13 protein-coding genes and 1 tRNA gene are annotated in these 11,818 nt (G+C 59.5%); 11 read left to right on the forward strand and 3 right to left on the reverse strand.

All coding sequences use genetic code 11. From position 1 onward, the window contains the following. Positions 1-324: 324 nt before the first annotated feature. On the reverse strand, positions 325-1,488 hold the full coding sequence (gene yqhD, locus ACW5W8_RS14030) for an alcohol dehydrogenase (protein WP_498628368.1): 1,164 nt from the start codon (positions 1,486-1,488) through the stop codon (positions 325-327). 157 nt (positions 1,489-1,645) lie between these two features. On the opposite strand from yqhD, the gene ACW5W8_RS14035 reads away from it, so the two are divergent. The 6 genes from ACW5W8_RS14035 (at position 1,646) to ACW5W8_RS14060 (ending at position 6,214) form a co-directional block, all read left to right on the forward strand. Further along, positions 1,646-2,548 carry an AraC family transcriptional regulator gene (locus tag ACW5W8_RS14035; protein WP_498628369.1) on the forward strand — a complete coding sequence of 301 codons (903 nt, stop codon included), beginning with the start codon at positions 1,646-1,648 and terminating at the stop codon, positions 2,546-2,548. 17 nt (positions 2,549-2,565) lie between these two features. Next, the gene (locus ACW5W8_RS14040; protein ID WP_498628370.1) at positions 2,566-3,078 is read left to right on the forward strand and encodes a lipocalin family protein; all 513 of its coding nucleotides are present in this window, start codon (positions 2,566-2,568) and stop codon (positions 3,076-3,078) included. 394 nt (positions 3,079-3,472) lie between these two features. Further along, complete coding sequence (locus ACW5W8_RS14045; RefSeq protein ID WP_041209532.1) at positions 3,473-4,168, forward strand: DUF969 domain-containing protein; 696 nt, start codon at positions 3,473-3,475, stop codon at positions 4,166-4,168. Continuing rightward, positions 4,168-5,091: a DUF979 domain-containing protein gene (locus ACW5W8_RS14050; RefSeq protein ID WP_498628371.1), complete on the forward strand. Its 924-nt coding sequence runs from the start codon at positions 4,168-4,170 to the stop codon at positions 5,089-5,091. Before ACW5W8_RS14045 ends, ACW5W8_RS14050 begins: the two co-directional genes overlap by 1 nt. 14 nt (positions 5,092-5,105) lie before the next feature. Next, positions 5,106-5,753, forward strand: a complete 648-nt coding sequence (gene pcp, locus ACW5W8_RS14055; protein ID WP_498628372.1) for a pyroglutamyl-peptidase I — start codon at positions 5,106-5,108, stop codon at positions 5,751-5,753. Next, the gene (locus tag ACW5W8_RS14060) at positions 5,750-6,214 is read left to right on the forward strand and encodes a gamma-glutamylcyclotransferase family protein (RefSeq protein ID WP_498628373.1); all 465 of its coding nucleotides are present in this window, start codon (positions 5,750-5,752) and stop codon (positions 6,212-6,214) included. Before pcp ends, ACW5W8_RS14060 begins: the two co-directional genes overlap by 4 nt. 65 nt (positions 6,215-6,279) lie before the next feature. Here the strand turns inward: ACW5W8_RS14060 and ACW5W8_RS14065 are convergent, their stop codons facing one another. Together ACW5W8_RS14065 and ACW5W8_RS14070 are read right to left on the reverse strand one after the other, a co-directional pair. Next, on the reverse strand, positions 6,280-8,172 hold the full coding sequence (locus ACW5W8_RS14065; RefSeq protein WP_498628374.1) for a methyl-accepting chemotaxis protein: 1,893 nt from the start codon (positions 8,170-8,172) through the stop codon (positions 6,280-6,282). A gap of 260 nt (positions 8,173-8,432) precedes the next feature. Then, a tRNA-Trp gene (locus ACW5W8_RS14070) sits at positions 8,433-8,509 on the reverse strand. A 201-nt stretch (positions 8,510-8,710) separates the two neighbouring features. Here ACW5W8_RS14070 and ACW5W8_RS14075 point away from each other — a divergent pair. The 5 genes from ACW5W8_RS14075 to ACW5W8_RS14095 all read left to right on the forward strand — a co-directional run bounded on the left by ACW5W8_RS14075 (position 8,711) and on the right by ACW5W8_RS14095 (position 11,620). Continuing rightward, a complete protein-coding gene (locus ACW5W8_RS14075) occupies positions 8,711-9,253 on the forward strand; it encodes a hypothetical protein (protein ID WP_498628375.1) in 543 nt (180 codons plus the stop codon). A gap of 99 nt (positions 9,254-9,352) precedes the next feature. Continuing rightward, entirely contained in the window at positions 9,353-9,547 is a 195-nt protein-coding gene (locus ACW5W8_RS14080) for a hypothetical protein (RefSeq protein WP_498628376.1), read from the forward strand. After that, complete coding sequence (gene pyrB, locus ACW5W8_RS14085) at positions 9,528-10,448, forward strand: aspartate carbamoyltransferase (RefSeq protein WP_005339735.1); 921 nt, start codon at positions 9,528-9,530, stop codon at positions 10,446-10,448. The genes ACW5W8_RS14080 and pyrB overlap by 20 nt, the downstream gene beginning before the upstream one ends. Before the next feature lie 15 nt (positions 10,449-10,463). Next, on the forward strand, positions 10,464-10,928 hold the full coding sequence (gene pyrI, locus ACW5W8_RS14090) for an aspartate carbamoyltransferase regulatory subunit (RefSeq protein ID WP_005339730.1): 465 nt from the start codon (positions 10,464-10,466) through the stop codon (positions 10,926-10,928). Between the two features lie 200 nt (positions 10,929-11,128). After that, positions 11,129-11,620 carry an arginine repressor gene (locus ACW5W8_RS14095; protein ID WP_498628377.1) on the forward strand — a complete coding sequence of 164 codons (492 nt, stop codon included), beginning with the start codon at positions 11,129-11,131 and terminating at the stop codon, positions 11,618-11,620. Positions 11,621-11,818 lie beyond the last annotated feature (198 nt).

Consider the following 11,818-nt stretch of genomic DNA (forward strand, 5'->3'; position numbering starts at 1 on the left):
GTTTTATTACAACCGCACGCCCGACAGCACGCGTACAGATTTCAGCCCATCCCCGCCGAGGATTAAAAAAAACAAACCAAATTAGAGGCTTATACCAGTAAAAACGGCTGAAAAAAGTGATCCAACCAGTCAAAAAAAATGTTTCACCGGCTCTCTATCTTAGCGTTTTTTGTTCTTACGAAATGCGCCGGAGCTCTGTACGGCTGCGGCAAAGGCCGAAAAATAACAATTTCACAACAATGACAGGGCCGCACTCCCGCCAGCTGGCAGGAGGCGGCCCTCGATATTCAATCGTTTCGCCGGTTGGCGCCCGATCCGGGGCTTTTACCAGGCAGCTTCATAAATATGCTGACTCTGCACCAGATCGATATCGCCGTGCTCACCCAGACGGCTCATGCCGTGCTCACCCAGCTTGCCGATCAGGGTGTCGATACCCAGATCTTTGAGACCGTAGTCGCGCAGCCGGGTCTTGACCCCCATCCGCTCGAAGAAGTCGCGGGTCGCGGCGATGGCATCGTCGATGCGCTCCGCTTCGCTGCCGCTGTGCAGACCCCACACCCGCTCGGCGTATTGCAGCAGCTTGGCATGTTTCTGTTTGCGCTTGGCCTGCAGCAGGGCAGGCAGCACCACCGCCAGAGTCTGGGCGTGGTCGAGGCCGTGCAGGGCAGTCAGCTCGTGACCCAGCATGTGGGTGGCCCAGTCCTGTGGCACCCCGGCACCGATCAGGCCGTTCAACGCCATGGTGGCGCTCCACATGATGTTGGCGCGTACCTCGTAGTTGTGCGGCTCGGCCAGCGCCTTGGGGCCCTCTTCGATCAGGGTCAGCAGCAAGCCTTCAGCGAAGCGATCCTGCACCTTTGCATTGACCGGATAGGTGAGGTACTGCTCCACGATGTGGACGAAAGCATCCACCACTCCGTTCGCCACCTGGCGCTCGGGCAGGGTGTAGGTGAGCACCGGATCCAGCACGGCGAAGCGCGGCATCACGAACGGCGAGAAGAAGTGCACCTTGTCGCCACTGCTGCGACGGGTGATGACGGCACCCATGTTCATTTCGGAACCGGTCGCCGGCAGGGTCAGCACGGAACCGAGCGGGATGGCGGAACGCACTTCGCTGCCGGCGGTCTCGAGAATGTGCCAGGGATCCTTGGCCGGATCGTAATGCGTGGCAGCGGCGATAAACTTGGTGCCATCGAGCACGGAACCACCGCCAACGGCGAGCAGGAAGTCGACCCGCTCGGCACGGGCCAGCTCCACGGCCCCCATCAGGGTCTCGTAGGCCGGGTTCGGCTCGATGCCGCCAAATTCAAACAGGGTCATGCCAGCCAGCTCGTTGCGGATCTGTTCCAGCAAGCCGCTGCGTACCACGCTGCCGCCGCCATAGGTGATCATGACGCGGGCATCGCTCGGGAGCTGCTCGCGCAGCTGGGCGATCTGCCCTTGGCCGAACAGGATTTTGGTCGGGGTATGGAGAGTAAAGTTGTTCATCGACATTGCCTTCTTCTGATAGTCAGGGCGGCCTGGCCGCGAAATCGTGATTGCATTTTTCTCCAGAACAACCCTACCATCAAGGCAACATCCTGCTTGATTCTTGCCTATTTCTACAAAGCAGCAAAAACCAAAACAGTCGAATCAAAGAGCCCCCATGCAAAACCGTTACAGCGACCTCGCCGCCAGAGTGGCCCGCCACGTCACCACCCCCGGCATCTCCCCGTCCCCGGTGAAACAGGTCAACCTCATCTATACCACCGAGCACCATGGCCGCACCCCGGTGCTCTACCAACCGCGGATGATCGTTATCCTGCAGGGGCACAAGGTGGGTTATCTGGCGGATCAGGTATTTCGCTACGACCCCAACCACTATCTGCTGATGACCCTGCCGCTACCCTGCGAGTGCGAGTGCTTCGCCTCCCCCGAGCAGCCGCTTATCGGGTTTACCATCGAGATCGATCTGGTCACCCTGCAAGAGCTGCTGCTGGAGCTGGGCGATGCCCTACCCGCCCCCGCGCCGCAAAAGAGCGGCGTCCACTCGGTCCCCCTGTCGGAAACCATGTTCTGCGCCGCCGAGCGACTGATCGAGCTGATGGACAACCCGCTGCACGCCAGGGTGCTGGGACCGCAGACGGTGCGGGAAATGCTGTTCCACGCCCTCACCGAGGGGGGCGGCCCGGCGCTGCAGGCGCTCGCCAATCGCCACAACCATGTGGGCCAGATCGCCCGGGTGCTGCGTATGATAGAGTCCCGTTATGCCGACAACCTCACCATGGAGGAGCTGGCGCGGGAGGTGAACATGAGCGTCTCCGCCTTTCACCACCACTTCAAGGCGGTCACCGCTACCTCGCCGCTGCAGTACATCAAGTCGTTTCGCCTCCACAAGGCGCGGATGATGATGCTGCACGATGGCATCAAGGCGGGCACCGCGGCGGCCAGAGTCGGTTACGAGAGCAACTCCCAGTTCAGTCGGGAGTACAAGCGCTTCTTCGGCAGCACGCCAACGGATCAGGCCTCCCGCTTCCGGGATGGCCAGCTGCGCATCATCGAGGGATAACAAGAGAGGGATTACTTATGCGTTCACTGCTTTGCCTGTTCACCGCTTTGCTGCTGACGGCCTGTACCGGGATTGCCGATGGCATCCGCCCCGTTACCGGCTTCCAGCTCGATCGTTATCTCGGTACCTGGTACGAAATCGCCCGCCTCGACCACAGCTTCGAACGGGGGCTGAAGCAGGTGAGCGCCACCTACAGCCTGCGGGATGATGGCGGCGTCAAGGTGCTCAACCGCGGCAAGCAGAGCGATGGCAGCTGGCGCGAAGCCGAGGGCAAGGCCTACTTCGTCGGCAACCCGGACGAGGCGCGGCTCAAGGTGAGTTTCTTCGGCCCCTTCTACGGCGGCTACAACGTCATCGACCTCGACCCCGATTACCAGCTCTCGCTGGTGACCAGCTACAACCACGACTACCTCTGGATCCTCTCCCGCTCCCCCAATCCGCCCAAGGAGAAGGTGGACGCGCTGATCGCCAAGGCCAAGGGGCTGGGCTTTGCCACCGACCAACTTATCTGGGTCAAACAGACTCATTGACCCCGCACCGGTGACGCAAAATATTCCCCCCTCCCATCACGACACTGGCGGCCGCTGATTCAGCCACGGCGAGCGTGTAAGGCGTTCGTCAAAGATGTTAGCCGTGCGTTTCTATATGTGTGATTGAATAGCCATGCAAACAACAAATAACGCACCAGCACAACTAATGATACTTTAGCGAATAATTAAGCCTCCCTCTCCGAGGTCTTCGGTTATAGCAACGAGAAATTAGGATTCACCCTTTACTAGTGAACAACAAGTAATCGATAGAACGCCATAAGAAATCAAACGAATCCCGAATCGACGATTAATTATTGCCATCCATTACTCCGGATGATAAACAACTAGACTACCCAAAATTACACATAAATATTCACTTTAACGAGGTGGCTAATTGGAATGGATTAAACTGAGCGGCATTCTTATTATTTTGTTGGGTTTTTATTTCAAACTCGACACCCTGGCTGTCGTGCTGGTGGCCGCCGTCACCACGGCGCTGGTCTCCGGTCTCTCCATGACCGATTGCCTCTCCCTGCTGGGGGAAGCCTTCGTCTCCAACCGCATGGTGACGCTGTTTCTGCTGACCCTGCCGATGATCGGCATCTGTGAACGCTACGGCCTCAAACAGCAGGCTGTCACCCTGATCGAGCGGATCAAGAAGCTCACCCCGGGCAAGTTCATGACCCTCTATATGTTTATCCGCGAACTGGCCGGTCTCTTCTCGGTGCGGGTTCAGGGTCACACCCAATTTATTCGTCCGCTGGTCAACCCCATGACTCAGGCAGCCGCCACCAAGGTGCACGGCAAATTAAGCGAAGAGGACGAGGAATATATCAAGGCGCGGGTTTCGGCCACCGAAAACTACGGTAACTTCTTTGCCCAGAATACCTTCGTCGCCTCCGCCGGAGTATTGCTGATCGTCGGCACGTTTGAATCTCTTGGATATAGCGTCTCTGCCGTCGATATTGCCAAGGCATCCATGCCGATCGCCATTATCGCCCTGCTGATGGTGGCTATTTCCAATATGTGGTTTGACCGTCAGATGGCCAAGACATATACCGTGAGCAGCGACAAGGAGGGGCAGCAATAATGGCGACCCTCATCCCCAACATGCTCGAATTCTTTTATGTGCTGATCGGCGTCATCCTGTTCAGTAGCGCCTGGCGCGTCCTGCGTGACCCAAGCCACCCGGCCAAAATCGGTACCGCCCTGTTCTGGACCATCCTGGGTGTGCTGTTCGCCTTCGGCAGCTATATCCCCAATGTCATCAATGGTGTGCTGATCCTCGCCATGGGGGTCATCACCCTGCTCAAGCAGGTGAAGATCGGCAAGCTGGAGCAGGCGAGCGAGGAGGAGTCCCAGCGCCACGCCAACCGCATCGGCAACCGGATCTTCCTCCCCTGCATCCTGCTGGCCGTGCTGGCGGTGGTGATCGCCCAGTTCACCCCCCTTGGCGGTCAGGTTGGTATCGGTCTGGCGGCGGTCATCGCCTTCGTCATCACGGTACTGCTGACCCGCGCCACCCCCTCCACCGTGGTGGGCGACTCCAACCGGATGATCCAGCAGGTCGGCATCACCGGCATTCTGCCGCAACTGCTGGCCGCCCTCGGGGTGATCTTCAACAAGTCCGGCGTCGGCGATGTCATCTCCCACGGCATCTCCACCGTGGTGCCGGTCGGCAGCCCCTTCGTCGGGGTGGTGGCCTACTGCCTCGGCATGATGGTCTTCACCATGATCATGGGCAACGCCTATGCCGCCTTCACGGTCATCACCGCCGGCATCGGCATCCCCTTCGTTATCGCTCAGGGCGGTGACCCGGTGGTGGCCGGTGCGCTGGCGATGACCGCCGGCTTCTGCGGCACCCTGATGACCCCCATGGCCGCCAACTTCAACGCCCTGCCCGCCGCCCTGCTGGAGATGAAGGATCTCAACAAGGTGATCAAGGTGCAGGTGCCGATGGCACTGACGTTGGTGCTGATCCATATCGCACTCATGTATTTCTGGGCATTCTGACCATTCGGGAGAAGATGATGAAAGTACTGATTACCGGTTTTGACCCCTTCGGCGGCGAACCCATCAACCCGGCATGGGAGGCGGTCAAACGCCTGCCAGAGACCATTCTGGACGCCACCGTAATCAAGGCGCAGATCCCCACCGTATTCGGCAAGTCAGCCACCCTGCTGGCGGAGCTGATGCGCCAGCATCAACCCGACGTGGTGATCAACGTCGGTCAGGCGGGCGGCCGCTTCGCCATTACCCCGGAGCGGGTCGCCATCAACATCGACGATGCCCGCATCCCCGACAACGAGCAGTTGCAGCCCATCGACGAAGTGATTCAGGCCGATGGCGCACCGGCCTACTTCTCCCGCCTGCCCCTCAAGGGGATGGTGCAGCGCATCAAGGAGAACGGCATTCCGGCGGCGGTCTCCAACACTGCCGGCACCTTCGTCTGCAACCACATCATGTACCAGCTGCACTACCTGATTGAAAAAGAGTTCCCGGCGGTGCGCGGCGGCTTTATCCACGTTCCCTACATCACCGAGCAGGTAGCGGACAAGGTGAACCAGCCCTGCCTCGCCATGAGCGACATTACCCGCGCGCTGGCGCTGGCCATCGAGGCGGTGGTGCTGCAGCAGGATGGCGATATCAAGGTCGTGGGCGGCGAGATCTCATGAGCCTCGGCCAGCCACGCCCGCTGTTCGTCTACGGCAGCCTGATGGACGGGTTGTTCAACTACCGCCGCTATCTGGCTCACCACGTGAGCCAGACGCCCCGGCGCGCCCGGGTGCGCGGCGCCCTCTATCACCTGCAGCACAAGGGCTATCCGGCCCTGCTGCAGGGGGATGACTGGGTCTATGGCGAGCTGTTTGTGCTGGACGACTTCCCTGCCGCCATCGCGGCGCTCGACGAGATGGAGAACTTCCACGGCGAGGATGATCCCCAGAGCGAATATCTGCGCCAGCTCATCGAGGTGGAGATCTTCGACCCGGCGCAGGGGCGTTATGTCGGCCAGCAGCAGGCCTACCACTACCGCTACGTGGTGCAGCACGATCCCAGGTGGCAGCAGGGCAAGCACTACCTGCCAGACGGCAACTGGCGTGCCTTCCATCTGGCGCAGCTGGAGAGCGCCGCCTGACGGTCAGCGACAATAACAAAGGGCAGCCCGCGGGCTGCCCTTTTTCATGGAAGATGGCCTGAGGATCAGAGCCGGAAACGGCCGATCTCCTGCTCCAGCCGCTCGGTCAGCGCCTTCAGCTCCGCCGCCTGCGCCGCCTCCTGATTGGCCTGCTCGGCCAGCTCTTGCGAGACGTGGCGGATATTCTCGGTGTTGCGGCTGATCTCGCTGGTGACCGAGGTCTGCTCTTCAGCCGCCGCCGCAATCTGGGTCGCCATGTCGCTGATGGAGCCGATCGCCTCGTTGATCCGCGACAGACTCTGGTTGGCGGACTCCGCATCCTCGACGCTGGTGCCGGCCAGCTGGCGACTGGTCTCCATGCCGCCCACGGCGCGGCGAGTGGTCTGCTGCAGGGTCTCGATCATCTGCTGGATCTCGTCGGTAGAGTCGTGAGTGCGGCGCGACAGCACCCGCACCTCGTCCGCCACCACCGCGAAACCGCGCCCCTGCTCGCCGGCCCGCGCCGCCTCGATGGCCGCGTTGAGCGCCAGCAGGTTGGTCTGCTCGGCGATGCCGCTGATGGTCGCCAGAATGCCGCTGATCTTCTGGGCATGGCTGTCGAGCTCGTTGATGATCTGGCTGGCATCGGCCACTTCGTCCGCGAGCCCGGTAATGCTGCGCTGGCTCTGACCGACCTGCGACTGGCCGGCGACCGCCAGCTTGACCGCCTCGCCGGAGGTGGTGGCGGCAAACTCGGCGTTGCCGGCGATCTCCTGAGTGGCGGAGGCCATCTCGGTCACCGCGGTCGCCACCATCACGATCTCGTCCTGCTGCTGACGCACCCGCTGACTGCGGGAGTGGGCACCAGCCGCCTGAGCGCGCGACTGGGCCGCCAGCTCGACGGTGACATCGCGCAACCGGCTGACGATACCGTGCAGCCGGGCCACGAACTGGTTGAAGTTGCGTGCCAGCTGACCCACCTCATCCTGACTGCGGGTGTCGATATGGACGGTGAGATCCCCCTCGCCGTGAGCGATGTCGTGCAGCGCACCGGCCACCCGGCCCAGATCGGCAAACAGATACTTGAACATGGCGGTGAGCAGGGCGCTGAACACCAGCATCAGCACCAGAGTCAGTCCCACCAGCTCCCACAACAGGCTGCTGAGCGGCGCTTCCAGCACATCGCGATACATCACCATGGCGAGCAGCCAGTCGGTGCCCGGTACCGGTTGTACCGCCAGCAGCACATCCCGCCCGTTGAGGGTGGCGGCGTGTAGCTCGCTGTTTTCGCGGCCCCACTGCTGAAAGGTGGCCGCCGACAGATCGGGGGAGAGCTCGCCAATCTGCTTGAGCGCCAGATCCTTTTGCGGATGGCCGACGATGAGACCGCTGCTGTCCAGCAGCATGGCATAGCCCTCACCCTGCACCTTCATTTCAAGCACTTCATCGATCAGCTTGTCGAGCACCAGATTGGCCCCCACGGCGCCGACCAGCTCGCCCTGATGACGCACCGGCTCGGAGAGGGTGACCACCAGCTTCTGCATGGTGACGCTGACATAGGGGGCGGTCACGATCAGCTGCCCCGCCTTCACCGCATCCTGATACCAGGGGCGCTCGCGCGGGTCATAGTTGCCGGTGTTGAGGGACGGGTCCTGCCGGGTCATTACCCCCTGAGTCGAACCAAAGTAAGTGAGCCCGAATCCACCGGAGGTGTAAGCCTGCTTCAGATGTGGCACCAGCTCGGCTTGCGGGTTGTCGCTGATCAGATTGACCAGCGCATGGACGCTATTCTTGCGATCCGCCATCCAGTCGCCGATCTCCACCGAGTAAGCGTGACCATAGTTGACCGCCTCGCTCTGGATGGCGCTCATGGTGCGGGATTTTAGGGTGTGAAAGGCAACGATGCCGAGCAGTGATGCCATCAGTAGCACTACACCAAGACTGGTGGCCAGCAGCTTGCCGCGCAGAGAGAGGGTCATGACGACGAATCCTTGTTGTTGTGTCAGGCAGGGAAAACCCTGATGTATCAAAGGCTATCGGCCGCAATATGAACAGACTTTAGTGAATCTGTATATTTTTACATCCATCAATAACAGGGATAGCTATCAGAAGTTGGTTGCTCGCTATTCCATGCTACCGAGCGGTGGAGCAATCAGGAGGAGAAACTGGGGATGGGAGGGACAGAGGGCGAACGCCGGAAATGCGAAAGGCCAGCTCAATGAGCTGGCCTTTCTGAAAATGGCAGGGGCGGCAGGACTCGAACCCGCAACCATCGGTTTTGGAGACCGCTGTTCTACCAATTGGAACTACGCCCCTGCAACAAACGAGGCGAATTATACAAAGCCGGGATCAAAGGTAAAGGCTTTTTTTGCACTTTTGATGCGATTGCACAAATCCCGAACAAGTCGCGGTTGTTTGTGCAGCAAAGCGGGATAACTTGCTGTATTTGCAGCCCTGCCGGGGTAGGAATGGGACATAAATGGGGGTAGGGTGAAATCAGGTACCGGGAGGCCACTTATGCTCAATTACCGACTACTCCAACAACTGGCGCCCCTCAACTTCAGAGATGAACGCAAAACAGAGTCCCTGCCCGCCTATCTTGAACGGGTCGCGCCGCTGGTGCCCTTTATTCCTGAAAATGTGCTCTCCCAGTGGATTTACCGTCATTGGCGCGGTTTTGAGTCCAACTGGAGCTTTATCGATCTCGCCAGCCATCAGTTCGCCTGCGAAAGCTGGCCCACTGTGCAACTACTGGATCAGATCGGCTCCCGCCATATGGAGGTGATCGAGCGCTGGGGCGAGATGCTGCGCAGCAATCGCTATGTACGCCGCTCCTGGCTCGGCGAGAAGATGCTGAGCGAAGGTACCTGGCCCGAGCCGGTCATCGTACTGGCGCCCGCCGAGGGGAGCAGTTACCCGAACGGGCAGCCGCTGCCGCAACCCTACTGCCTGCTGGAAGGGCACCACAGACTCGGTTATTTGCGCGCCATGGCCCGCGATGGGGAATCGCTGCAAGAGACACACAGGGTGTGGATTTGTCGTCCTGTTCCCGCCACTTAAACGTTTTTCATGCTGAAATTGGCATCGGAAATAAAATTTTGACAATTAAAAAACCGGCCCTATAATCTGTCCGGTTTTGAAAAAGGTCGGGACGAAACGATGCAGTTTTTGATTCAGAAAACAGCCTTGCAGACGGGTGATGCGCATCAGAGCGGCCCCGTTGTTTCCGGTTCCCACCCCAAAGATCCCCAGTTATTTTTAAAAAAAGCCCCTGTTTCAGGGGCTTTTTTTTGTGCCCGAAAAACCTCCAATGATGTCAAAGGGAATGCAGACGATGACCAATCCACTCTATAAGAAACATGTCATCTCCATTTCGGACCTGACCAGGTCAGAAATGGAACTGGTAGTCTCAACCGCACAACGGTTGAAGGCTGAACCTGACACCAGCCTGTTGAAAGACAAGCTGGTTGCCAGCTGCTTCTTCGAAGCCTCCACCCGCACCCGCCTCTCGTTCGAGACCGCGGTACAGCGCCTTGGCGGCAACATCATCGGCTTCGCCGACGGTGGCAACACCAGCGCCAAGAAGGGTGAGACGCTGGCTGACTCCATCAAGATCATCGGCTCCTACTCGGATGCGGTGGTGATGCGCCACCCGAAAGAGGGCGCGGCCCGTCTGGCCTCCGAGTTCTCCCGCGTGCCGGTCATCAACGGCGGCGACGGCTCCAACCAGCATCCGAGCCAGACCCTGCTCGACCTGTTCACCATCCATGAGACCCAGGGCCGTCTGGACAACCTCAACGTCGCCTTCGTCGGTGACCTGAAATATGGCCGCACCGTGCACTCGCTGGCCCAGGCCCTCAGCCTGTTCAACTGCCGCTTCTTCTTCATCTCCCCGGAAGCGCTGGCGATGCCGGACTACATCTGTGAAGAGCTGGAAGAGAAAGGCATCCAGTTCAGCGTCCACCAGACCATGGAAGAGGTGATGCCAGAGCTGGACATCCTCTACATGACCCGCGTCCAGAAAGAGCGCTTCGACGAGACCGAATACAAGCACATGGCCGCCAAGTTCATTCTGGAGCTGGCGACTCTGGAAGGGGCCAAGCCCACCATGAAGATCCTGCATCCCCTGCCCCGCGTCGATGAGATCGATGTGGCGGTCGACAAGACTCCCCACGCTTGCTACTTCCAGCAGGCGGAGAACGGGGTCTATGCACGCCAGGCGCTGCTGGCACTGGTACTGAACGAAACTGTCTGAGCTTAGGGGAATATCATGTCTGACAAGAACCAACTGCAAGTCGAAGCCATCCGTCACGGCTCCGTCATCGATCACATCCCCGCTGGCCAGGGCATCAAGATCCTCAAGCTGTTCCAGCTGGTTGAAACCCAGGAGCGGATCACCGTCGGCTTCAACCTGAAATCCGGCGCACTGGGCAAGAAGGATCTCATCAAGATTGAGAACACCCGCCTGACCGAACAGCAGGCCAACCAGCTGGCGCTGTTCGCCCCGAAAGCGACCGTCAACATCATCGAAGACTTCAATGTGGTGAAGAAGCACCAGCTGGAGTTGCCGGAGTTCATCGCCGGGGTGTTCCACTGCCCCAACTCCAACTGCATCTCCCACAACGAGCCGGTAGACAGCTACTTCCGGGTGCGCGAGGTGAAAGGCGTGGTGCGGATGAAGTGCAAATATTGCGAGAAGTCCTTCACTCAGGACATCGTCAGCGAGCGTTACTGATATCTGATTGGGCCCTGCGGGGCCCATTTTTGAACCCTGTCACATCACCGAATTGCCAGTCAGCTATAATTTGCCATCGCAAGATGGTAATGCCCGCTCATTCCCTGCATATAGATGGATTATCAGTGTTTTTGCCTGATAACTGACGGCTATGGCAGATATCGCGCGTTTACCTCCGGTCATCATCAAAGGAATTCGTCGTGGTCAAAACCCTCAGTCGTCCCGTTGCCCAAGAGCCCGATCTGGCCCAGCTGGATGCCTGTCGCCAGATCATCGGTCAGCACCGCTATAGCACTCAGGAAGAGATCCGCCGTGAACTGTCAGAGCGTGGCTTTGCCGACATCAGTCAGTCCACCATTTCCCGCCTGCTGAGCCGTATCGGCGTGGTCAAAGCCCAAAATGCCAACGGCAAAAAGGTCTACACCCTGGTGGACGAACAGCTGGAGCCCGCTGGCAGCACCCGATCCGTCCATGACATGGTGCTCTATGTAGTGCATAACCAGCAGATGGTGCTGATCCACACCACTCCGGGGGCCGCCACCGTGGTGGCTCGCCTGCTGGATCGCAACGCCAATCCCGAGATCATGGGCGCCGTCGCGGGCAATGACGTGGTGCTGGTCGCGCCGCGCCATATCAGCCGCACCCGTCAGGCCCATGCCGCCGTGGTGCGCACGCTGGCGCAGGCCCGCTAAGCTATTTCCCCTAAATACATCGAGGCGACCCGTGGGTCGCCTTTTTGTTGCCTGCGATTTTCTGCCCATCACTTCTTGCGCCCATAAAAAACGGGAGCTCGCAGGCTTAATGCCAGTCAGTTAAGCCTGACTGGCATTGTTTTTATTGGCTTTTTTCACACTGTACTTCTGTGGCCTTGGCTTCACACAGCGGGGGTA

Source organism: Aeromonas aquatilis, from assembly GCF_054052405.1.

Coding starts and splice junctions, on each gene's coding strand:
- yqhD (WP_498628368.1), bottom strand. CDS start 1,488: ATGAACAACTTTACTCTCCATACCCCGACCAAAATCCTGTTCGGCCAA.
- ACW5W8_RS14035 (WP_498628369.1), top strand. CDS start 1,646: ATGCAAAACCGTTACAGCGACCTCGCCGCCAGAGTGGCCCGCCACGTC.
- ACW5W8_RS14040 (WP_498628370.1), top strand. CDS start 2,566: ATGCGTTCACTGCTTTGCCTGTTCACCGCTTTGCTGCTGACGGCCTGT.
- ACW5W8_RS14050 (WP_498628371.1), top strand. CDS start 4,168: ATGGCGACCCTCATCCCCAACATGCTCGAATTCTTTTATGTGCTGATC.
- pcp (WP_498628372.1), top strand. CDS start 5,106: ATGATGAAAGTACTGATTACCGGTTTTGACCCCTTCGGCGGCGAACCC.
- ACW5W8_RS14060 (WP_498628373.1), top strand. CDS start 5,750: ATGAGCCTCGGCCAGCCACGCCCGCTGTTCGTCTACGGCAGCCTGATG.
- ACW5W8_RS14065 (WP_498628374.1), bottom strand. CDS start 8,172: ATGACCCTCTCTCTGCGCGGCAAGCTGCTGGCCACCAGTCTTGGTGTA.
- ACW5W8_RS14075 (WP_498628375.1), top strand. CDS start 8,711: ATGCTCAATTACCGACTACTCCAACAACTGGCGCCCCTCAACTTCAGA.
- ACW5W8_RS14080 (WP_498628376.1), top strand. CDS start 9,353: ATGCAGTTTTTGATTCAGAAAACAGCCTTGCAGACGGGTGATGCGCAT.
- pyrB (WP_005339735.1), top strand. CDS start 9,528: ATGACCAATCCACTCTATAAGAAACATGTCATCTCCATTTCGGACCTG.
- pyrI (WP_005339730.1), top strand. CDS start 10,464: ATGTCTGACAAGAACCAACTGCAAGTCGAAGCCATCCGTCACGGCTCC.